Source organism: Vibrio sp. 2130-1 (assembly GCF_033339515.1).
In genome coordinates, this window is sequence record NZ_JAWOUT010000007.1 from 165,941 (window position 1) to 188,354 (window position 22,414).

General features: G+C 44.5%; 17 protein-coding genes. 13 read left to right on the forward strand and 4 right to left on the reverse strand.

Annotation, left to right across the window (positions count from 1 at the left end; all coding sequences use genetic code 11):
- The 10 genes from R7Q09_RS12860 (at position 1) to R7Q09_RS12905 (ending at position 12,241) form a co-directional block, all read left to right on the forward strand.
- On the forward strand, positions 1-933 hold the full coding sequence (locus tag R7Q09_RS12860) for a transporter substrate-binding domain-containing protein (RefSeq protein WP_005375093.1): 933 nt from the start codon (positions 1-3) through the stop codon (positions 931-933).
- Positions 930-3,260 (forward strand): putative bifunctional diguanylate cyclase/phosphodiesterase, encoded by a 2,331-nt coding sequence (locus tag R7Q09_RS12865; protein ID WP_005375094.1) that lies wholly within the window; start codon positions 930-932, stop codon positions 3,258-3,260. The genes R7Q09_RS12860 and R7Q09_RS12865 overlap by 4 nt, the downstream gene beginning before the upstream one ends.
- A 212-nt stretch (positions 3,261-3,472) precedes the next feature.
- Entirely contained in the window at positions 3,473-4,666 is a 1,194-nt protein-coding gene (locus R7Q09_RS12870) for a glycine C-acetyltransferase (RefSeq protein WP_005375095.1), read from the forward strand.
- Positions 4,667-4,710: 44 nt separating this feature from the next.
- The gene (gene tdh / locus R7Q09_RS12875) at positions 4,711-5,742 is read left to right on the forward strand and encodes an L-threonine 3-dehydrogenase (RefSeq protein WP_033906709.1); all 1,032 of its coding nucleotides are present in this window, start codon (positions 4,711-4,713) and stop codon (positions 5,740-5,742) included.
- 388 nt (positions 5,743-6,130) lie between these two features.
- On the forward strand, positions 6,131-6,676 hold the full coding sequence (locus R7Q09_RS12880; RefSeq protein WP_021035866.1) for a spore coat U domain-containing protein: 546 nt from the start codon (positions 6,131-6,133) through the stop codon (positions 6,674-6,676).
- Positions 6,677-6,715: 39 nt separating this feature from the next.
- Positions 6,716-7,213, forward strand: coding sequence for a spore coat U domain-containing protein (locus R7Q09_RS12885; RefSeq protein ID WP_017820521.1), 498 nt, complete (start codon positions 6,716-6,718; stop codon positions 7,211-7,213).
- Between the two features lie 20 nt (positions 7,214-7,233).
- Positions 7,234-7,989 (forward strand): molecular chaperone, encoded by a 756-nt coding sequence (locus R7Q09_RS12890; RefSeq protein ID WP_318070887.1) that lies wholly within the window; start codon positions 7,234-7,236, stop codon positions 7,987-7,989.
- On the forward strand, positions 7,989-10,415 hold the full coding sequence (locus R7Q09_RS12895) for a fimbria/pilus outer membrane usher protein (RefSeq protein WP_411913107.1): 2,427 nt from the start codon (positions 7,989-7,991) through the stop codon (positions 10,413-10,415). The genes R7Q09_RS12890 and R7Q09_RS12895 overlap by 1 nt, the downstream gene beginning before the upstream one ends.
- On the forward strand, positions 10,412-11,380 hold the full coding sequence (locus R7Q09_RS12900) for a spore coat protein U domain-containing protein (RefSeq protein ID WP_318070886.1): 969 nt from the start codon (positions 10,412-10,414) through the stop codon (positions 11,378-11,380). Before R7Q09_RS12895 ends, R7Q09_RS12900 begins: the two co-directional genes overlap by 4 nt.
- Before the next feature lie 141 nt (positions 11,381-11,521).
- Positions 11,522-12,241, forward strand: a complete 720-nt coding sequence (locus R7Q09_RS12905) for a carbonic anhydrase (protein WP_213885291.1) — start codon at positions 11,522-11,524, stop codon at positions 12,239-12,241.
- A 71-nt stretch (positions 12,242-12,312) separates the two neighbouring features.
- Here the strand turns inward: R7Q09_RS12905 and R7Q09_RS12910 are convergent, their stop codons facing one another.
- Positions 12,313-13,416: a mechanosensitive ion channel family protein gene (locus R7Q09_RS12910; protein WP_005375107.1), complete on the reverse strand. Its 1,104-nt coding sequence runs from the start codon at positions 13,414-13,416 to the stop codon at positions 12,313-12,315.
- A gap of 301 nt (positions 13,417-13,717) precedes the next feature.
- Here R7Q09_RS12910 and R7Q09_RS12915 point away from each other — a divergent pair, with 301 nt between their 5' ends.
- A complete protein-coding gene (locus tag R7Q09_RS12915) occupies positions 13,718-14,065 on the forward strand; it encodes a helix-turn-helix domain-containing protein (RefSeq protein ID WP_005375109.1) in 348 nt (115 codons plus the stop codon).
- A 91-nt stretch (positions 14,066-14,156) separates the two neighbouring features.
- On the opposite strand, the gene lldD is transcribed toward R7Q09_RS12915, so the two are convergent.
- Both lldD and R7Q09_RS12925 read right to left on the reverse strand, forming a co-directional pair.
- Entirely contained in the window at positions 14,157-15,296 is a 1,140-nt protein-coding gene (lldD, locus tag R7Q09_RS12920; protein WP_005383962.1) for an FMN-dependent L-lactate dehydrogenase LldD, read from the reverse strand.
- Positions 15,297-15,611: 315 nt separating this feature from the next.
- Positions 15,612-17,303, reverse strand: coding sequence for an L-lactate permease (locus R7Q09_RS12925; RefSeq protein ID WP_005375111.1), 1,692 nt, complete (start codon positions 17,301-17,303; stop codon positions 15,612-15,614).
- A gap of 162 nt (positions 17,304-17,465) precedes the next feature.
- On the opposite strand from R7Q09_RS12925, the gene R7Q09_RS12930 reads away from it, so the two are divergent.
- Positions 17,466-18,365 carry a LysR family transcriptional regulator gene (locus tag R7Q09_RS12930; RefSeq protein ID WP_005375112.1) on the forward strand — a complete coding sequence of 300 codons (900 nt, stop codon included), beginning with the start codon at positions 17,466-17,468 and terminating at the stop codon, positions 18,363-18,365.
- A 120-nt stretch (positions 18,366-18,485) separates the two neighbouring features.
- Positions 18,486-20,519: a prolyl oligopeptidase family serine peptidase gene (locus tag R7Q09_RS12935; RefSeq protein ID WP_262638530.1), complete on the forward strand. Its 2,034-nt coding sequence runs from the start codon at positions 18,486-18,488 to the stop codon at positions 20,517-20,519.
- Positions 20,520-20,761: 242 nt separating this feature from the next.
- On the opposite strand, the gene R7Q09_RS12940 is transcribed toward R7Q09_RS12935, so the two are convergent.
- Positions 20,762-22,393: an ABC transporter ATP-binding protein gene (locus tag R7Q09_RS12940; RefSeq protein ID WP_318070885.1), complete on the reverse strand. Its 1,632-nt coding sequence runs from the start codon at positions 22,391-22,393 to the stop codon at positions 20,762-20,764.
- Between the last annotated feature and the right edge of the window lie 21 nt (positions 22,394-22,414).

The window sequence follows — 22,414 nt, forward strand, 5'->3', positions numbered from 1 at the left end:
ATGTCAGTCATAACATTCAAAAGAACTTTAGCGACGGTGGCGCTCATGGTTACCTCTGTTGCGTCGTCTGCCGCTTGGTCAGACGATTTACAACAAATCCGTGAACGCGGTGTACTGCGTCATATTGGTGTCCCGTACGCTAACTTTGTCTCCTATATTGAACAAGGTGAAGTGGAAACTTTGACTGGCTTGGATGTAGAGATAATAAAAGGTTTTGCCAAGTCGTTAGGTGTTCAGTACCAGTATGTTCCAGCACAGTGGAGCGACGTGGTTGGTAAGTTGACAGGGCAAAATGTGCAATATCACAACAAGCAGGCTGTTGTCGGAGAAAGTGTTCCAATTGAAGGCGATTTGATCGCAAATGGCGTTACTATTCTTGATTGGCGCTCTGAGGTTGTCGATTTTTCACAAGATTATTTTCCTTCAGGTGTATGGTTGGTTTCCAGATCCGACTCTAGTCTGAGCCCGATTAAACCAAGTGGGTCGGTCGATGAAGATGTTAAAAACGTCAAGCAGCTGATCGATGGTCGCGAAGTGTTAGCTTTAGAACATTCTTGCTTGGATCCTAACCTTTATGACTTATATGACACAGGTGCAAAAGTTATATTACCTGATGGGGCGCGTCTCCTTAATGAGATGGTTCCAGCGATAATGAAAAATGATGCGGAAAGCACATTATTAGATGTTGCGGATACGCTAATTGCCCTCGAAAAATGGCCGGGTGAAATAAAAGTCATTGGCCCTATATCTGAAAATCAAAAAATGGCTGTTGCATTCCGTAAAAATTCCCCTGAATTACGCAAAGCATTTGATCGTTATTTAGACTCGATAAAAAAAGACGGATCATACGAAAAACTAGTAAAAAAATACTATCCATCTATTTACTACTTTTATAACGATTACTTTATAGAAGATAAAAAGAAAGTCCGATGAATAAGGCCGTTAAAAAATTTTCCAGTAAAAGATTTATTACAATAAGCGCAATATTAGTTTCAATTTACTTAGCTATGCTTATTACTGTGACTAGCGTAGGTCAAAATAAATTAAAAGAATCTCAATACAGAGAACTAGATTTAAAAGTAAAAAGTTATGCAAGCACACTCGATAATTTATTTACCATAGCGAGTGAAGATGTTGATAATCTAGCTACAGATAAAACAATACAAACATTCTTTGGTAATTTAGCTTCTGGCATGTCAATGGAGTATGGGTTAGGTGCCAGTTTAATTAATTTAAAGCGTCGCTTCGATGAGAAGATAGACAGTAAGCTAATTAATAGCAGCCAAATCTATAAAAAGCTCACGCTGGTCGGCAGTGATGGAGTCACCATTGTCACCACTGGATCTGAAAACCTTGCCGAGCACAAAATGGACATACAAACCTTAATGACTCAACACGGGCATCCCGAAGAGGTTTGTGCGACGCGATACAATGATGACGTTCGCATTCAAGTCATTAAGCAAGTTAAGTTCTCCGGAAAGCCTGTTGCCTTTTTAATTGCCGATCTTAATAAGAATATTGTTATTGACCAACTTACTAACCAAGAACACGAAGATAGTTATAGCCGAATGGTGCTAAAAATAAAAGACGTGGAAATGGTTGTATGGGATACCATAAATAAAACACCTTCTCACAATAAGGATGAGAACTATTTCGTTTCTGAGGCTGTAGACGGAAAAATTTACTTTGAAGTGCCTGTGGATAAACACCACTTCAAATTGATGGCGTGGTTCGAGCCTTTGAGTGAACGAGATATATTTACATCACGGCTCTTTATTATTGGTTTGAGTATTCTGGCCGTTATGATCGTCATTGCTTTATGTTATGCATTCATCACGAACAATAATAGGATTGAATTGAAAATTAAGCTTGAGGAAGAAAAAAAGCGTAAAGATATTCTTTCTCAACAGAATAAAAAATTAACGAACGAAATTGAACGTCGAAAAGCGTCTGAAAAAGAACTCGCCTTCCAAGCTAAATATGACACATTAACCAATTTACCTAATCGTAGTTATGGTTCCGAGCGATTGGCTTTGGAGTTAATTAGGGCATCGCGTAGTGGGTCTAAAGTTTTGGTGATGTTCATCGACTTAGACCACTTTAAGCAGATTAACGATTCAATGGGACACTTTGTTGGGGATGAAATCCTTAAACTCAGTGCTCAGCGACTGTATCAAGTCGCAAGAAAAACAGACTTATTGGCGAGAATTGGTGGGGATGAGTTTTTACTCGTCATCCCAGACTTGCCTGATAATGATACTGCAAAGCGAGTTGCTTCAAGTGTGCTTTCGGCGTTTAACGATCCGTTTGTTTGGAACAACCATGAATTCTTCTTGAGTAGCAGCGTTGGAATGTCTGTGTTCCCGGATGACGGAGACAACGCTGAGCAGCTTCTTGCATGTGCAGATATGGCAATGTATCGGGCGAAACAAGATGGGCGTGATGGCTTTTGTTTTTATAACCATAATATGAACCAAGACTTGCAACGCTACTTAGATCTGGAAAATCGTCTGAGAAGTGCGATCTCCAATCAGTTGTTAGAGCTGTATTATCAGCCAATTATTGAGCTGAGTAGTGGTAAAATCGTAGGGGCAGAAGCGCTAATGCGTTGGAATGATGACAAGTACGGATTCGTAAACCCTGAAGAGTTTATCTCTATTGCAGAGAAAAATGGTTTAATTCATCAAATTGGTGAGTTTGCTATTCAACAAGCGTGTCGACAAGCGGCACAATGGCAGAGTCTGACTCCGTTGTTTGTTTCTGTAAACTTTTCTAGTGTTCAATTTAGGTACTGCGAGCGCTTACTTACGTTTATTAAACACAGCCTTGAGGAGTCTGGTCTTCCGTCAGATAAGTTCGATATTGAAGTGACAGAAAGTCTCCTCTTCAATCACGATTCTGAGCTATTAGACATGCTTAATAACTTACGAGCGTTAGGCACCAAACTTACTATTGATGATTTTGGTACTGGTTATTCTGCGCTGAGTTACTTGCAGAAGTTTCCGTTCGACCGCTTAAAGATTGATCGTAGCTTTATGCAAAATATGTTCGAGAACGACTCAGACCGCGAGCTTGTGAACGTAATCATAGCAATGGCAAAAGCGCTGGATCTTAAGATCGTCGCAGAAGGCATCGAAGAACAGCGTCATGTGGATTACCTGAAAAACCTAAACTGTGAGTTCGGACAAGGTTTCCACTATAGCCGACCATTACCTGCTAAGGACTTTGAAGCACTTTTGGCTAAGCCTACCTGGCTATAATTCCTTTTATAACAACCTCATAGAAAAGCATTAATTGAATTTGTGCCTAGGATTCATTAATGCTTTTCCACCTTAAGGTATAATCCTTCCTCCTTCCTTGAATTACACTACAATTAATTGATGAGTGATAGCCCGTGACGCCCGTCACATAAAGGCTAAGCCTAATTCTAAACGAGTAAATACTCGCCAAAATAACTAGGAAGGAATTTCAAATGTCTTCTGCATTCTACCAACAGATTCAGCAGCAAATCGAAGAAGTAAAGGCGGAAGGCCTTTACAAATCAGAGCGTGTCATCACGTCTCAACAGCAAGCGGCTGTTAAAATCTCTACTGGTGAAGAAGTACTAAACTTCTGTGCGAACAACTACCTTGGTCTTGCTAACCACCCGGCACTTATCGAAGCGGGTAAAGCAGGCATGGACGAGCACGGCTTTGGTATGGCTTCAGTACGTTTTATCTGTGGTACGCAAGACATCCACAAAGAGCTTGAGCAGAAGCTTTCTAAGTTCCTAGGTAAAGAAGATACGATTCTTTACACATCATGTTTCGACGCAAACGCGGGCCTATTTGAAACTATTCTAGGCAAAGAAGACGCAATCATCTCTGACGCTTTAAACCACGCGTCAATCATCGATGGTGTTCGTCTATGTAAAGCAATGCGTTTCCGCTACTCAAACAACAACATGGAAGAGCTAGAGCAACAACTGATCGCTGCGAAAGAAGCAGGTGCTCGCCACATTCTTATCGTAACGGACGGTGTGTTCTCAATGGACGGCGTAGTAGCAAACCTTCCGGCTATCTGTGACCTAGCAGAGAAGTACGGCGCGTTGACTATGGTTGATGACTCTCACGCTGTTGGCTTCATGGGCAAAACAGGTGCAGGTACGCACGAGCACCACAACGTGGTTGACCGTATCGACATCATCACTGGTACGCTAGGCAAAGCAATGGGCGGCGCTTCAGGCGGTTACACATCTGGTAAAGCGGAAGTGATTGACTGGCTACGTCAGCGTTCTCGTCCATACCTATTCTCTAACTCTGTTGCACCAGCAATCGTAAGCGCTTCTATCCGCGTTCTAGATCTACTAGAAGAGAGCGGTGACCTACGTGATCGTCTATGGGAAAACGCAGCACACTTCCGTACTCGTATGGAAGACGCGGGTTTCACAATGGGTGGTGCTGACCACGCAATCATCCCAATCATGCTTGGCGACGCAAAAGTAGCAGCAGAATTTGCAGAGCGTGCGCTGGAGAAAGGCATCTACGTAATCGGCTTCTCATTCCCTGTAGTACCAAAAGGTCAAGCACGTATCCGTACTCAAATGTCTGCGGCGCACTCTCGCGAGCAACTAGACCGTGCAATCGACGCGTTCATCCAAGTTGGTAAGGACATGGGTCTTATTTAAGATTCTAGGCCTTAGACAATAGGGCCTTTAATTAAGGTTACATTATGAAAATTAAAGCATTATCAAAGCTAAAGCCTGAAGAAGGCATCTGGATGACTGAGGTTGATAAACCTGAAGTCGGCCATAACGATATTCTGATCAAAATTAAGAAAACCGCTATCTGTGGTACAGACGTACACATCTATAACTGGGACGAATGGTCACAAAAAACCATTCCAGTGCCTATGGTTGTCGGTCACGAATACGTGGGTGAAGTGGTTGCGATTGGTCAGGAAGTCCGTGGCTTTGAAATCGGTGACCGCGTATCTGGCGAAGGTCACATCACGTGTGGTCATTGTCGTAACTGTCGTGGCGGCCGTACTCACCTATGTCGTAACACGATTGGTGTGGGCGTTAACCGCGAAGGTGCATTCGCAGAATACCTAGTGATCCCAGCGTTCAACGCGTTCAAGATCCCTGAAGGCATCTCTGACGATCTAGCGTCTATCTTTGACCCGTTTGGTAACGCAGTACACACAGCACTTTCTTTCGACCTAGTAGGCGAAGACGTGCTTATCACAGGTGCTGGCCCAATCGGTATCATGGCAGCGGCAGTAGCAAAGCACGTTGGTGCTCGTCACGTAGTGATCACGGATGTGAACGAATACCGTCTAGAACTTGCTCGTAAGATGGGTGTAACACGCGCAGTAAACGTGGCTGAAGAGAAGCTAGAAGACGTAATGTCTGAGCTAGGCATGACAGAAGGCTTCGACGTAGGTCTAGAAATGTCTGGTAACCCAGCAGCATTCAACTCAATGCTAACCACAATGAACCACGGTGGTCGTATTGCACTACTCGGTATTCCACCATCAGACATGGGTATCGACTGGAACCAAGTTATCTTCAAGGGCTTGGTGATCAAAGGTATCTACGGTCGCGAAATGTTCGAAACCTGGTACAAGATGGCTTCACTGATCCAATCTGGTCTGGATCTATCGCCAATCATCACGCACCACTACAAGATTGATGATTTCCAAGAAGGCTTCGACGTAATGCGCAGCGGCATGTCAGGCAAGGTTATTCTTGATTGGGAATAACTTATTCAAGTAAGAAATGCGCTCCTTTTTGGGGCGCATTTTTGTTTCATGAAGATTTTTGTTTCGGGAAGAAATGGTCGCCAATCTTTTCTAAACTTCTCGTATCGTTCTGCTACTTTTTTTAGATTTTTCCACTCAACTTCACCCTACCTTCTAACTCATTGTCGATTCTGTATTTGGAATAAGATAATAACCATTTGTTTTTGGTGGTTATTTTTTAGCATTACATGCTTAAAAGTCGTCATTTTTAAGTTTAATGTTTTTATTTTCCGTTCGTCTTTATCCTTATCCTGCTTCTTTTTATTGTTTTACATTTTATATGCATTTGGTTTGTTATAATTGAGCTATAACTAATAAAAAGGTTACCGATATACAGTGGAATGTAAAAATGGAGCTTTATATGAAAAGATTTTATCTGATGATGCCTCTGCTCTTAACCTCATTTAGTTGGCAAGCGAATGGAGCGTCAGTGAGCGGTACGATTGATGTTTCAATTAACCTTGTACAAGGTTGTGTGATTAATGGAAATAATGCGGTAGATGCAGCTTCTGGCGTTGGCTTTGGCTCACTTGCCTTTGGAGACGTGCCTGCAATCTTCAGTGAACAAGATGGTGTGGTAAATGGTGGTAGTGCGACGGGTATTGAAGTGCTTTGTAGTAACGGTGTGACACCGACCTTTACATTGGGCACCGGATTGTATGATGCAAGTGCGACCGTTGGTACCTACGCGATGTCAAATGGCGCGCAATTTATTGATTATACGTTGTTTACCGACTCAGACCGAAGCACACAAATTATACAAGGCGGGACGGTAGCTCTGTCTGAATTTACTAGTGCAACATCGCAAACTATTGAGCTTTTTGCGAAAGCTTACGGTACGAGCAGCATTGCCGGCACATACTCCGATACCATCAGTGTGACGCTAAGCTGGTAAAACGTGACGCTGGTTGTTAGGGGCTTTTCACTTGTCGCGATGAGTTTGTGCTCTTTAACTGTGCTGGCTGATGCGACACAAACTTTTCAGGTGTCTGCCACCGTAGATACAGGTTGTTTGATTAACGGCGCAGTACAAGAAGAAAGCGCAACCCAAGCCGGGCAAATAGGCACGTTAGATTTTGGTGAGCATTCTTCAGTTTACGCGACGGAAGTACAAGGCAGCATCACTTACAGTTCATCACTCACATTAAGCTGTACTCCGGGTATTACGATGAATGTTTCCGTAAATGGCGGGATGAATGCATCGGATGGTGTACGTAAGCTAAAGCACAGTGAAGAAGCGACAACGGTAGATTACTTTTTGTTCCAGGATCTAAATTACACGCAGGTGCTTGATATTGACACGCAATATTCCGTCGATACTGACCAAGACCCAGATAATATTCAGTTTCCTATCTGGGCAAAGGCGACAATAAATGGGAATGAAATGGCTGGAATTTATATGGATACGCTTACGCTGACATTAGAGTGGTAAGTGAACTTTGGAGGGGTGAAATGGAATTCATACTCAAAAAACTATTATTAATAGCCTTCCTTTTTGTTTTTTTCTCAAATGCCAACGCTAACTCATTATTAATTTGGCCGATTTACCCCAAAATATCAGAGGAGAGTAATGCAACATCACTTTGGATGGTAAATAAAGGCAGTGTTGATTCTTATTTACAGGTGAGAATTTTTAAGTGGGAACAAAACGAAGGAGAAGATAGTTATTCAAGTCAAAGCCAGTTAATTGCAACTCCTCCGTTTGTCAAAATTGAACCAGGTGAAAAGCAGTTAATCCGCATCATCAACCAAGATGAGGCCTCTGCGGGTAGGGAGTATGCATACCGAGTGATCATAGATGAATTACCGCCAACTCAAAACCCTCAAACAGAATTGACGGAAAATGAACTCGCTGTCAAAGTCCGAATGCGTTACTCGATACCTTTGTTTATTTACGGGAAAGGGCTGACTGATACTCAAAAACCAAACCGTGACAGTGAATTATGGGGTGATTTACAGGCACAGTTTATTAAGAAAAATAATCAGCGTTTTGTTCACATTAAAAATTCAGGAAAACACCATGTTCGCTTAGTGAATTTACAGTTGAATCTACCAAATAAAGATCCTGTCGTTATTTCCGATGGACTAGCTGGCTATATTCTTCCTGAACAGTATAAGGTTTGGTCTATTCCCCATAGTAATGTCAGACCCTTGAGTTTGAGCGCGAATATTGGAGGTAAACGTTACCAAATACCATTGAAGCAATAATGAATAGATTTAATACAATGAATGCTTTCTTTTGGTTGGTATTACTTAGCGTAACGTGGAGCAGTATTGGTCTTTGTGCAAATTCAGCAAACCACTTCTCTGAGCTACCGAGTCCTGAAAATTTCTCATTAGAAAAGTTTGAGAATATTAGCCTCAATCTGGAGTTGGTGATCAATCAAAGAGCAACCGGGCTTGTTGCGAAAGTTGAGCGAGTTGGCGATCAGTTCTTTTTGCTCCGGGAGGACCTCATTTCAGTTGGGGTTACCGCCAAGTCGTTGCCTGGAACTGAAGAGAGACTTGAGGTTACGTCTATCCCAGGAGTTAACGTGCGTTACTTGCAATCGTCATTGCAACTTACAATTGACGTACCGCCTAATTGGTTACCGATGCAGAATTTATCAGCGCAGGATATGGGGCGATTTTCCCCGGCTCAGTTTGGGCGTGGTGGCCTGCTTAACTACAACGTATTTGGTGTGTACGAGAACGAAAGCCGACAAAAGGAGGTTTCTATCAATCATGAAGTCAGAGCCTTTTCTGAGTTTGGCGTTTTTTCTACTACCGGGATATTTAAATCTAACTTTCATCGCGATGTTCAGTCCCAGCAAAGCAGCCAGTACACTCGTTTTGATACGAGTTACGAGTACGTCAATCAAGAGAAGCGAATTCGTATGGAGGTAGGGGACTATATTGTTCGCCCTTTATCTTGGAGCCAACCAGTAAGACTGGCGGGTATTCAGTTGTCACATGATTTCTCTATGCGTCCGGATGTCGTGACGACGCCGTTACCTGCATTTTATGGTGAGGTCACAGCGCCCACTACGTTAGATTTGTTTATCAATGGCTTTAAAACTGACTCAATGAATGTTGGGCCCGGTCCTTTCATTATTAACGATATTCCAATGCTCTCTGGTGCTGGGGAAGCAACGGTAATTGCAACGGATGCTCAAGGTAAGCAAACGGTCATGACCAGCCCATTTTTTCTCTCTTCCGATCTACTCAAGACCGGATTTACATCTTACAGTGCGAGTATTGGTGCGATCAGAGAAAATTTCGGTAATGCATCTAACGACTATGGAGACGGTGGCGTGGTTACCGCTCTGCGTCATGGCATGACTGATTGGTTAACACTAGAAGCTCAAGCTGAAGCAAAAGATGACCTGATCGTTGCGGGGCTGGGCTTTGTCACCAATGCTTTCAACTTGGGTACGGTGGATGCCTCGTTTCGTGTGAGTAATTTTCAGGATCAATCTACCTCATATGCGCTAGGTTATAGTTATCAGTCTCGGCTGTTTAGCTTCGCTGCTCGAACTCAAGTAGAACAAGCCGACTTTTATACCTTATCTCATTTACCAAATTACGAAATGCTCGATGAAGGCAAGGACGCTTCACTCGCGTCGCGTCATCTATCACAAATCAATATGGGAGTCCGTTTGGGAGATTGGGGCTCACTTTCTGGTGGGTACTTTGATATTCAACAATCCGACTCAGATTCACGTACCCTAAACCTTACTTATAGCTACGCTCTGCCTTTTAATATCAATATGTCCCTTTCTTACAACCATAGTATTGGTGGTCAGAGTGTTACGTTGGCGCAATTCTCTCTACCTTTCAGTTCTTTGGGGGGAAGTTCGGGGCTAACGCTGAAAAGAGAGGACGATGGCGATGTGCGAGGTCGAGTGGGTTACAGCCGCCTCGCGCCAATACGAGGTGGATGGGGCGTCAATTTAGCGCATGATATTAACGAAGACCCAGAAAACCGTAAACAGGCCGATTTGACCTACCGTGCGTCATGGGCGCAGTTCAGAGCTGGGTTAAATGGCACCAGTGGCGACTATGATTATTTTGCGGAAATGGCAGGTTCGGTCTCTACGTTGGATGGAGAAATATTCCCGGCGAATGAAGTGTATGACAGCTTCGCGGTGGTGAGCACCAGTGGTTTTGAAGGTATTCCGGTTAAATATGAAAATCAAATTGTCGGAGTGACAGACGATGAAGGTTACCTACTTGTTCCTTGGGCTACGGCGTATTACACCGCCAAATATGAAATCGATCCACTTAATTTACCAGCCAATGCTGCGTTTTCTGCGACAGAGCAGTTTGCTTCGATACATTCGGGCTACGGCTACCTGTTAGAGTTCCCAATAGAGCTACAAATTGCACTGAGCATGACGGTGGTAGACGAAAATCATTTGTTCCTTCCGATTGGTACATATGGCCGCTCAGAAACGGGCTTAACAAGCCAAATTGGTTGGGATGGTTTTACCTACTTTGAAGGCGTTGACCCAGGCCGCTACATTCAGTTTTATCCTCAAGGACAGCCGCCATGTAAAGTGTTTATTGAGGGGTTGTATCAGCGTGACAGTCAAAAAATACAAACATTGCCTGAGCAGGTTTGTATCAAAGCCGAAGAAGAGACCGCACTATGATTTTGCTCCGCTGGTTTGCTAGCCTACTTCTCTTTTTCTCGTTCTCGACAATGGCTTGTCAGCTCACGGCGGCAACACCTTTAATCTTGTTTGGCAATGTTTCTTCGTTTACTGTTTCAAGCTCTCAGCAGCAAAGCTCAGCTCAGCCTCATGCGGGCATTACGTGTGACTTTTCTACACTTGTGTCTTTGTTAAGTGGCGACTACGTATCAGCAACGTTTAACAGTATAAATAATGGTTTGCTATTAAATGAGGATGATCCGAGTTCGGAGCTCAGCTATCAGATTTTTGGCGATCCAGGTCTTTCACAAGAGTATGTATTCGGCCAAACTTACAATTTTTTTGAAATCGGGTTACTCGATTTACTCGGGTTGTTTGGCACTCAAGCCGAGTTTCCGCTTTATGCTCGGACGGGAGTGGGTAGTAATCTTTCCGCTGGGACTTATAAAGACCAAATCACCGTATCCTGGATTTGGGATTACTGTAAGGGTATCGGGGTTCTAGGGGTATGCATTGGCCGCGCCAATGGCAGCGCTCAAAGCGTGATTACGGTTGAGTTGGAAGTGACCCCTGATTGTATGATCACAGCGCCAGATATTGATTTTGGTTCGTCCCCATTAGTGGCCGGTTTTGAACCAGTCAGTCAGGTTATATCGTTAACTTGTACCAAGAATAGTTCCTTCTCCATTGGCTTGAATGACGGCCTAAATGCGTCCGGCGGTCAGCGGCGAATGATTTCTAGTGGTCACTATTTGGAGTATGAAATCTATAAGTCATCAACGATGGAGCGCTGGGGAGGAACCAGTTCTGAACGTCGTGAACACAGTGACGTCGATACTGGCGGCTCCATTCCGGATGGTATCACGCCACAGAATTATAATTATCGCGCGCAGATACTAACCAGCCAAACGACCCCTCCTGCAGGTACTTACACCGACTCAATAATCGTTGACGTTCAATTTTGAGCATCATGTCAATTACATCATTAGAGGCTTCTATTCCAAAAATCTTTTGTAATCATAGTTTTCACTCTGTCACTGCTTAATTTTGTGAGATTAGTATGGCTTTATTCTCACGGAATTTAACTTTCAGAAATAAGGAAAATGATGAAGAAGTCACTAACAACATTAGGTTTGGCACTGGTATTTACAGGAACAGCTTATGCAGCAAGCTGGGGCTACGAGGGAAACCATGGGCCAGCTCATTGGGGTGAGTTTGCATCTGAGTGCGCGAAAGGTCAAAACCAGAGCCCAATCAACATTGAATCGGCGACCGAAGCGAAGCTAGAAAAATTGAATTTCGACTACGAAGGTAAGGCAATTTCACTGCTGAACAACGGTCACACTTTACAGACTGGTTTAGAAGGTAAAAACACACTCACCATTGATGGTAAAGAGTTTACGTTGAAACAGTTCCACTTCCATACGCCATCTGAAAACCATGTGGATGGTAAAGAATACCCACTAGAAGTACACTTTGTGCATGCCGACAAAGTAGGTCATCTAGCTGTTGTCGCGGTGTTCTTTAAACTGGGTGACGCGAACCCAGATTTAGCTAAGATGCTAGCTAACATTCCAACTAAAGATCAAGATGTTACCATCAAGGTTCCATTTGATGCTGATGCCCTTATCCCAAGTGATAAAGACTACTACCGCTTTAACGGCTCACTAACGACACCACCATGCTCTGAAGGTGTGCGTTGGTTGGTGATGAAAGAAGCACAAACTATTTCTCCTGAGCAGATAAAATCTTTTTCGGAAGTAATGGGGAAAAACAATCGCCCAATCCAACCGCTGAATGCACGTATGGTGTTAACGCAACAATAACCACTTCATGCGAAGAAAAATAAAAAGCCCGCTTAAACATAGCGGGCTTGATTATTTGGGTATTGGTGAAACTAGAAGCCGTGATCTTCTTGCTCTTCCGCTTTTACCATTTGTATAGGATCAAGCTTAAGCGTCTGAGTAGGGAACGCGATATCTGCATCGTGCTCTTTAATGATGTTGATTACCTTAAGCAGTATGTCCTGCTTAACCTCATGGTATCTCACCCAATTCACGGTTTTAGTAAAGGTATAGATAAAGAAGTGCAATGATGATGGACCGAATGTATCGAAGTTGACGATAAGTGTTTGGCGTGCATCAATGTCTTTGTGATTTTTCAGCATTTCTTTTACCGCGGTGATAATTTGCGGCATTTTTTCTGCATCGTCGTAACGAAGTCCAATTTTTTCGTAGATACGTCGGTTCAGCATGCGAGATGGGTTTTCTACGACAATGCTGCTAAACACTGAGTTTGGTACATACAGTGGACGCTTATCGAAAGTTCGGATAATGGTCATGCGCCAGCCAATGCGTTCTACTGTCCCCTCTATTTGTCGGTCTGGAGAACGGATCCAATCGCCAACTTTAAATGGACGATCGAAGTAGATCATAAGACCTCCAAAAAAGTTAGACAGCAAATCCTTCGCCGCTAAACCGACGATCAAACCACCAACACCACCGAAGGTAAGTAGGCCCGATAGTGACAGACCAAATGCCTGCATTACGGTTAGAATTCCGACGGTAATAAAGAACAGGCGCGCGACCTTAGCTATCGCTTGTACCGTTGTTTCATCTCGGTTCTTTTGTTCGAGAACATGCTCTTCAACATTGGTAATGAGCCGCATAACGGTCCATACGAAGATGCTGATGATTAAAATCAGTTTCAGCGTACTTAACCAGTTTATTTTATCGTTGAGCTCGCTCTCTAATATGATGCCGATAGAGACGGTTGCTGGCCAACACCAAATGAGTGTACTGACGGGCGCTTTTAGCGCATCAAGCAACATGTCATCCCAGTGGAAGGGCGTTTTCTCTACGAGCGCAGCGAGGCGAGAGCGGATCAGCCGCCAAGCTATCCAAGCTATAAAGCTAGCGAGCGTAATGAAAAGGACGCTCCCACTCCAATTTTGATGAGACGTTTCAATGTAGCTTTGTAATTCGGTAAACCACTGTGGCATATGTAACTTATTTCTAGTGAACCATGGAAGGAAAGGTAGCAGATATTACTCCTTCACCCCAGTGATTTCCTTTAAATCATTTACTTATGTCTAAACCGTCCGAGATGGACTTTTCCTTCCGATGACAAGAGAGTCACCTCAATGTTCTGTTGAGCGACCGCCTCATGCACGTTCAGAGGTATGCTAACAATGATTGAGGGTTGATATTTGGACGATCAATTATAACTTCTCTGACTTATCGCTAACATTTATCTTAAGTAAGTGTGAGAGTGTATTGGCTCTTGAATTAGCGGAGGCAGATATGGAATTTACAGAGCTGGATCGAAACGCGCTCTACGACATCTGGATGTCACAAAAAGCCAAAATGCACATCACTCAAATGGAAATGGCGAAGCGCCTTGGTTTGAGTCTACACGAGTTTTCTGGCTTGTTACGTGGTAATTCTCCACTGACGCTAGGTTTTGTAAAACAGCTATGCGAGCAGCTACATGTACGTCCTGGTCAGGTGATTCCGTCTTTGACGGAGCGTGATCTATCTGCATCTGGTACCGTTTATTTACAAAATCGTGTGACGGTGGATGGCGATATCAGTAACGTGTTTATCGACGGAAACCAAGTTGTGATCGAGTACGTTCACCAAGTTAGCTAGCTTGCTCGTCAAATTATCGGGTTGAAGAGCAATAAAAAAACGAGCCACTGTTGGCTCGTTTTTTCGTTTCTGTTTTGCTCGATTGCAAAGATTATGGGATTTTCACTAGCGAATCGCGTGAAAGATCCGCGATAGACTTAGCGCCAGTCAGCGTCATTGCTACACGCATTTCTTTATCGTACAGATCCAGTAGGTTTTCAACGCCTGCTCCGCCTTGTGCTGCCAATGCGTACACAAATGAACGGCCAAGAAGCGTACAGTCTGCACCAAGTGCGAGCATACGAACGACATCAAGACCAGTACGAATACCAGAGTCTACGAAGATCTTAAGATCACCTTTTACCGCATCCGCAATGCTTGGTAGTGCTTTAGCACTTGAAAGTACGCCATCTAACTGACGGCCACCATGGTTAGATACCACAATGCCATCTGCGCCGAAACGTACCGCATCTTTCGCGTCTTCTTCATCCAGAATGCCTTTGATAACCATTGGACCATCCCAAAAATCACGAATCCACTCAAGATCTTTCCAGGAGATAGAAGGGTCGAAGTTTGCGCCTAACCAGCCGATGTAATCTTCTAGCTTTGTTGGTTCGCCACGATAAGTTGAGATGTTACCTAAGTCGTGCGGTTTACCAAGTAGACCCACATCCAGCGCCCAGCTTGGGTGGCGCATCGCCTGGAATACACGACGCATGGCTGCGTTAGGACCACTCATACCTGAGTGCATGTCACGGTAACGTGCGCCAGGAACTGGCATATCAACGGTAAACACCAGCGTTGTTACGCCTGCTGCTTTTGCACGCTCAAGTACGTTTTTCATAAAGCCACGGTCTTTAAGCACGTAAAGCTGGAACCACATTGGACGTTCAATTGCAGGTGCGACTTCTTCAATCGGACAAACCGAAACAGTCGACATAGTAAATGGGATGCCTTTTTTCTCGGCTGCTTTTGCTGCTTGTACCTCGCCTCGGCGCGCGTACATACCAGTTAGACCAACAGGAGCTAGCGCGATTGGCATTGCCAGTTTCTCACCGAAGATCTCGGTCTCGAGGCTCAAATCTGTCATATCGCGTAGGACGCGTTGGCGAAGAGCGACATCACCTAAATCGTCAGTATTACGCTTCAGCGTGCGTTCGTCGTAAGAGCCGCCATCAATATAATGGAATAGAAACGGGGGAAGCTTGGCTTTCGCGGCAGCGCGGTAGTCAGTAGAAGCTGAGATAATCATAATGGTGTCCTAGCGGTTATTCTAAGCAAAGTTGTGGAGCAATTTGCTCTTTCGTTGAGCCTTCATCGCAAAGCAGTGAAGACATCAAAATGAGTATAGTTACCTATGGTTCACTTACGTTTGAATCGGTGATGTTGGTAACCCATTTACATAATTGGTTGAAAAATTTTGTTAAATCACTCAATCAGTTATGCAAACTGGAAAGGGTGACACAGCTGTCGGGGGAATTGATGTAGCAAGCTAAATCAACATGTCGGGGTAGTAGTGCAGACAGCTGTGTCAAATTAGGCAGGGTTGTAAACCCTGCATTTCGCGTTACTTCATTAAGACATCTGTCATTTGGAAGCCATAAATCAGCACCAATCCAATAATGCCTGTCATTACAATGTAGTAGAACGTAGGGATAATCGTCTTACGCAATGTTGCGCCTTCTCGACCAAGCAAACCTACCGTGGCTGATGCGGCAACAACGTTGTGAATCGCAATCATGTTACCTGCAGCAGCACCGACGGCCTGGAGTGATACAACAATCACACTCGAAATAGACAACGTTTGTGCCACTTCGAATTGGAACTGGCTGAACATCATATTTGATACCGTGTTTGAGCCAGCGATGAACGCACCCAGTGCACCAACGGTGGCACTCAGCGCTGGGAACGCAGAACCAACAAGGTCAGAGGCGAAGTTTGCGGTTGTGACGGGCATACTTGCTAGGTCAGCACCGTTGATGCCTGAGTTGATAAAGATACGAACCATCGGAATGGTAAATACCAAGACAAAACCCGCCCCAATCAGTGTTTTGCTTGACTCGCCAAACGCTTCACGCAATGGCTTTACACTACCGCTTTGTAACATTGCAGCAAGTAGTGCGACAAACACCAGAATGCCACCAGGAAGGTATAACGGCTGAATCGCAGCGCTAACGCCAGTCTCACCAAGAATGTTGCTGAACGATAAACTTACGCTTTGTACAAAGCCTTTCAGCTCGGGGCTTACGCGGCTTGCGACGAGAATAACTGCCAGCATTACATATGGAACCCAAGCTTTTACGATGCTCATTGGCTTGCCCGGATTGTCGTTTAGATCGACTTTTAGCGAACCTAACCACTCTGCAGGCCATTTGTCTTCGCTTTCGAAATCCCACTTAGTCTTTGGTACTAAGAAGCCTTTTTTCGCTGCGGTAACAACGATAGACAGACCAACCAAACCACCGATAAGTGAAGGGAACTCTGCGCCCAAGAATACGCCGGTTAACGCGTATGGAACGGTGAAAGAGACACCAGCGAATAACGCAAATGGTAGAATATCCAGGCCTTCACTCCAGCTTCTGTTCTTGCCGAAGAAACGTGTTAACATCATCGCCATTAATACCGGGATCATCGTACCTACGACTGCGTGAATGACAGCAACGTGTGCTGTGATATCTTGCAGGTACATTTCCCACGTTGCACCTTGTGCGGCCAAAGACTCACTGATGTTATGGGTGTCTAAACCTTTGTTTACACCCACGATGATTGGCGTACCCACCGCACCGAATGAAACAGGCGTTGACTGAATCATCATGCCCATTAGGACAGCGGCTAGCGCAGGGAAGCCGATTGCAACCAGTAGTGGTGCAGCGATTGCTGCAGGGGTACCGAACCCAGATGCGCCCTCAATGAACGAGCCAAAGCACCAAGCAATGATGATGGCTTGCACACGGCGGTCAGCCGAAATATCGGTAAATCCATTACGGATAGTGGTGATCGCTCCAGTGTGTTTTAAAGTGTTGAGCAAGAAGATGGCACCAAACACGATCCATAGAACAGAGACAGTAATGCCTAGCCCTTGGAATACAGAAGCCAGTACGCGATTGGCTGACATATCCCAAAACATTAGTGCGATAGCGACGGTTAGACCGAACGCAACAGGCATGGCTTTTTTAGCAGGCCAGTTGAGACCAACCAATAAGATGGCGGCAACAACAATTGGCGAAAATGCCACTAGGGCAAGTAGGGTTTCACTCATTTGTACATCCTTCGTACGCTGACTTCTCGAACGGTGTCAATCCGCTGTAGAGGCGACTTTTTGTTGTAATGGTTTTGTTAATTTGGCGTGAATTTACTCCTTTATTTTTTGTTGATATAGGGAAATAATGAAAATAATTAATTCCAAAAGTGACATAATGGTATGAGAGCAGACGACTTAATCCTATTTTCTCAAGTAATCGAACTTGGCAGCTTTAGTAAGGTTGCAGAGGCAAATAACCTTACAAATTCGGTAGTTAGCAAAAGAATGGCGAGGTTGGAGGAAGAAATAGGGGCTCAGCTATTATATCGAACAACGCGCAAATTAACCTTGACCGAGGCAGGTAAGGTGTTACTCCACAGTGCTAAAAATGTGAAGCAGGCCACTCAGGAGGCTATGGATGCTGTTGCAGGCTTTGGAGAGAATGTGAGCGGTCATATAAAAATGTCCGTGCCGTGTATCTCTGGAGATTTGATACTTGCTGATGCTGTTGCCGAATTTTGTAACCTTCATCCGGGTCTGACCGTGGACATGTCATTGGATAATCGCTTTGTCGATTTAGTGGCTGATGGTTACGATTTAGTCATTCGAACTGGCTACCTAGCCGACTCCAGTTTGATCGCACGACATATTCTCGATTCCCAATGGGTGGTATGCGCGTCACCTTCTTATATTGCGAAAAATGGGAAACCGATCGAGCCGATTGATCTCACCACGCACAATTGTCTGCAATACGCTTACCAAACCACAGGTGCAACGGATTGGGAGTTTAAAGGAGAAGATGGCAATTACATCGTCAAAGTATCGGGCTGCTTTTCTACTGATAACGCGACCGCATTACGTAAAGCCGCTCTGGGCGGCCATGGTATTGCTTACGTCCCGCGCTGCTTGGTGTATCACGATATTCGTAATGGTCAACTGGTGGATATTTTTCCTGAATTAGTAGGTAAAAAGTTGGGTATCTACGCGGTGTATCCGTTTACTCGTCAACCACCGAACAAAGTGAAGCTGCTTATTGAGCACATTCGTGACCGGTACTTAACGATATCTCATTATTTCTAGGTTCTTCATAGATTTAAAACAATGTCGTTGAAATCAAAATTGGGTGCTCTAAGGTAATCACCGCAATAAAACGATTGAAGATAAACAACTTAATAAAAACAACGGAGTAACACGGACGTTATGCATTACCCAAAAACACGTAAAGATTCTGTCGTGGACACTTATTTTGGTCACGACATTGCCGACCCTTATCGCTGGTTAGAAGATGATCGCAGTGAAGAAACCGCACAATGGGTTTCGGGTCAAAATTCGGTCACCTTCGATTTCCTTGGTCAGATACCGTACCGCCAACAAATCCGTGACTTAGTGGCGAACAGTCAAAACTACGAAAAATATTCCCAGCCATTTGTACGTGGTGACTACACCTACTTCTACAAAAACGACGGTTTGCAAAACCAAAGCGTATTGTATCGACGTAAAGGCGAGGGAGAAGCCGAGGTTTTCCTTGATCCAAATACTTTCTCCGAAGAGGGCACGACCTCTCTTGGCGAAGTCAGCTTCTCTAAAGACTACCGTTTGGTCGCGTATTCCATCTCAGAAGGGGGTAGTGATTGGCGTAAGATCTTTGTCATTGATACGGAAACCAAAGAACAGTTAGAGCCTGAGATTGTTGATGCGAAGTTTACGTCGATTTCTTGGCTGGGTAGCAAAGGCTTCTATTACTCAAGCTACGATAAGCCGCAAGGCAGCGAGTTGTCTGCTCGAACTGAGCATCACAAGCTTTATTATCATGAACTTGGTACCCCTCAATCTGAAGATAAAGTGATTTTTGGTGAGTTGGATACGCAAGTTCATCGTTATGTGTCTGGTACGACGACGACAGATGATCGCTTCCTCATTATTTCTGGCGCAGAATCTACATCGGGTAATCGTCTGTTTTATATCGATTTACAGTCTGACTCCCAAGCAATTGTGACGCTGCGCGATACAACGCAAGGCGACACCTACTTAATTGATAGCCAAGACGCAACCTTGCTGCTTTACACCAACCTAGACGCGCCGAATGGCAAAGTTGTCAGCTACAACACTCAGACAGAACAATGGGCTGACGTGATTGCTGAACAAGAACAGCCGTTAGAAATCAGCAAAGGTGGCGGTTATCTGTTTGCGACTTATATGGTAGATGTGCTTTCTAAAGTGCAGCAGTTTAACTACCAAGGTGAGTGGATTCGAGATGTACAATTGCCGGGAGAAGGCACGGCTTATGGTCTGGCGGGTAAAAAAGAAGAAACCACACTTTATTACACATTCACTAACTACGTGACGCCTCCGACGATCTTCTCATTTGATGTTGAGTCTGGTGAATCGACACTGTTTCAAGAATCAAAGGCACCGTTCGATCGTAATGAGTATGAATCAAAACAGGTGTTTTACACCTCAAAAGACGGCACGCAAGTTCCGATGATCATTTCATACAAGAAGGGCATTGCACTTGATGGTAGAGCACCAACCATGTTGTATGGTTACGGCGGTTTTAACATCAGCCTCACTCCAATGTTTTCTGGCAATGTAGCCAACTGGCTAGAGTTGGGTGGTATATACGCTGTCGCCAACATGCGAGGCGGCGGTGAATACGGTAAAGCCTGGCACAACGCAGGCACTCAGCAGCAAAAGCAAAACGTGTTTGATGACTTTATTGCGGCGGCGGAATACCTGATTGAAAACGACTACACTAGCTCGGATCGCCTAGCGATTCGCGGTGGTTCTAATGGTGGTTTGTTAGTTGGAGCGTGTATGACGCAACGCCCTGAACTATTCAAAGTCGCGCTGCCTGCGGTTGGCGTGCTTGATATGCTGCGTTACCACACGTTTACGTCTGGAGAAGGCTGGAAGTATGACTATGGCACGTCTTCGCAAAGCGAAGCGATGTTCCAATACTTGCTTGGCTACTCTCCTGTTCACAATGTAAAAGAAAACGTGCAATATCCTGCTACCTTGGTGACAACTGCTGATCACGACGACCGAGTTGTGCCAGCACATTCGTACAAATTTATTGCGGAGCTGCAAGGCAAACAGCAAGGCGCTAATCCAGTATTAATACGCATTGATGTCAATGCAGGTCATGGTGCAGGAATGCCGCTGAGTAAGCAAATTGACCTCACCACAGACGTGTATGCATTTACGTTACATAATATGGGGATTGAGTCGATTTAATGCCCTAGTTGTTCGAAGCTTCTGAGAATAAAAAAATGCCGCGACAGTGTCGCGGCATTTTTCATGGTTGGGGGAACTCAATTCATACTGTTTGCCAGTATTTGAGCCAGGTTGACTAAGTCTGACTCTTGAACCAACCAGTCTCGGCGGCCAAACCGACAGGCAGCTACGCCATTCTTAAGACAAGATGAATTTATCACCTTTTCTTAATCCTAGTTTATGAATATGAAACTGTGATGAACCTAAGCCGCATTGTGCTGATTTTCACTGTTTTCAAGATCAAATGAGGCATCTATCAGTTTTTTCGTGTAGTCATTTTTAGGGTTTTGGAAAATCTTTTCGGCCGTACCTTGTTCCATGACCTCGCCCTTTTGCATGACTAGAACACGATCAGAGAGTGCTTTAACTACTGATAGATCGTGGCTAATAAACAAGTAGCCAATATTGTGTTTTTTCTGCAAATCTTTCAGAAGGTCAATCACTGTCAGTTGCACCGAGCGGTCTAATGCAGAGGTTGGCTCATCAAGCAGAATAAACGAAGGTTCAAGGATCAGTGCTCGCGCGATAGCAATACGCTGACGCTGGCCTCCTGAAAACTCGTGCGGATAACGGTTGATGGACGTGGGATCTAAGCGGACCTCACGGAGCACGTCGCGCGCTTTCTGCATACGTTCTTTTTTACTCAACATTGGTTGGTGGACAGTTAATCCTTCTGTGATGATCTCGCCGATAGTCATACGAGGAGAAAGCGAACCATAAGGGTCTTGGAATACCATCTGAACGTCTTTTTTCAGCTCAAAACGTTCTTTGTTTGTCAGCAAGGCCATATCTTGGCCTTTATATTCTATTTTGCCAGTTGAGGGCAGTAGACCTATCAAAGCTCGGCCGAGTGTAGACTTACCTGAACCGGACTCCCCAACGATCCCGAGGGTCTCTCCTTGTTTGAGCTCAAGAGAAATGCCTTTTACGGCTTCGAAGTACTCATTTTTACTGGCTATAAAATGCGACTTTATCAAGAATTTGACTCGTATATAGTCAGCTTTTAATAGTTGTGTAGCACTCTCGCTAATAGGGTCCTTACTGCCTTTTGGAATAGAGTTGATCAGCATACGTGTGTATTCGTGTTTTGGGTCTTCGAAGAGTGTTTGCGTTTCGCCTTCTTCGACGACTTCCCCTTTACACATCACAATGACACGGTCGGCAAAGTGTTTTACAACGCCTAAATCATGAGTAATAAATAGGATTGCCATGCCCATCTGAGCCTGAATTTCTTTAATCAGGTGCAACACTTCTGCTTGAACCGTGACATCCAACGCTGTTGTAGGTTCGTCGGCGATCAAAATATCGGGCTCGTTAATCAGTGCCATCGCAATCATGATGCGTTGCAATTGACCACCAGAAAATTCGTGTGGGTACTTGTTATACGCTTTTTCTGGGTTTGGCATATGAACCAATTCAAACAGCTCTAACACCTTTGCTTTTGCTGTTCGTCTGTCGACCGGGCGGTGACACATGATGGCCTCAGCGACTTGGATACCCACCCGCATGTACGGGTTTAGTGAGGTCATCGGCTCTTGAAAAATCATGCCAATGCGATCACCGCGAATACTTTGCATTTCACGCTCTGTTTTATCCAAGATGGAGCTACCCTCAAACATGATGGATGAGTTTTCATGCAAAATAGCGTTGTCTGGTAGTAGTTTCATCAGTGCATTGGTTGATACTGACTTGCCAGAGCCAGATTCGCCAACGATGGACAGCGTCTCGCCTGCTTTTAAATCGAAGCTAACATTCTTTACTGCATCGACGATCCCATCGTTTGTCGTAAAGCTGACTGATAGGTTGTTCACCGAAAGAATGGTTTTAGAAGACATCACAGATCCTTGTGGTTGATA

Coding starts and splice junctions, on each gene's coding strand:
- R7Q09_RS12905 (WP_213885291.1), top strand. CDS start 11,522: ATGAAGAAGTCACTAACAACATTAGGTTTGGCACTGGTATTTACAGGA.
- R7Q09_RS12865 (WP_005375094.1), top strand. CDS start 930: ATGAATAAGGCCGTTAAAAAATTTTCCAGTAAAAGATTTATTACAATA.
- R7Q09_RS12870 (WP_005375095.1), top strand. CDS start 3,473: ATGTCTTCTGCATTCTACCAACAGATTCAGCAGCAAATCGAAGAAGTA.
- lldD (WP_005383962.1), bottom strand. CDS start 15,296: ATGATTATCTCAGCTTCTACTGACTACCGCGCTGCCGCGAAAGCCAAG.
- R7Q09_RS12935 (WP_262638530.1), top strand. CDS start 18,486: ATGCATTACCCAAAAACACGTAAAGATTCTGTCGTGGACACTTATTTT.
- R7Q09_RS12880 (WP_021035866.1), top strand. CDS start 6,131: ATGGAGCTTTATATGAAAAGATTTTATCTGATGATGCCTCTGCTCTTA.
- R7Q09_RS12930 (WP_005375112.1), top strand. CDS start 17,466: ATGAGAGCAGACGACTTAATCCTATTTTCTCAAGTAATCGAACTTGGC.
- R7Q09_RS12940 (WP_318070885.1), bottom strand. CDS start 22,393: ATGTCTTCTAAAACCATTCTTTCGGTGAACAACCTATCAGTCAGCTTT.
- tdh (WP_033906709.1), top strand. CDS start 4,711: ATGAAAATTAAAGCATTATCAAAGCTAAAGCCTGAAGAAGGCATCTGG.
- R7Q09_RS12895 (WP_411913107.1), top strand. CDS start 7,989: ATGAATAGATTTAATACAATGAATGCTTTCTTTTGGTTGGTATTACTT.
- R7Q09_RS12915 (WP_005375109.1), top strand. CDS start 13,718: ATGGAATTTACAGAGCTGGATCGAAACGCGCTCTACGACATCTGGATG.
- R7Q09_RS12860 (WP_005375093.1), top strand. CDS start 1: ATGTCAGTCATAACATTCAAAAGAACTTTAGCGACGGTGGCGCTCATG.
- R7Q09_RS12925 (WP_005375111.1), bottom strand. CDS start 17,303: ATGAGTGAAACCCTACTTGCCCTAGTGGCATTTTCGCCAATTGTTGTT.
- R7Q09_RS12910 (WP_005375107.1), bottom strand. CDS start 13,416: ATGCCACAGTGGTTTACCGAATTACAAAGCTACATTGAAACGTCTCAT.
- R7Q09_RS12900 (WP_318070886.1), top strand. CDS start 10,412: ATGATTTTGCTCCGCTGGTTTGCTAGCCTACTTCTCTTTTTCTCGTTC.
- R7Q09_RS12885 (WP_017820521.1), top strand. CDS start 6,716: ATGAGTTTGTGCTCTTTAACTGTGCTGGCTGATGCGACACAAACTTTT.
- R7Q09_RS12890 (WP_318070887.1), top strand. CDS start 7,234: ATGGAATTCATACTCAAAAAACTATTATTAATAGCCTTCCTTTTTGTT.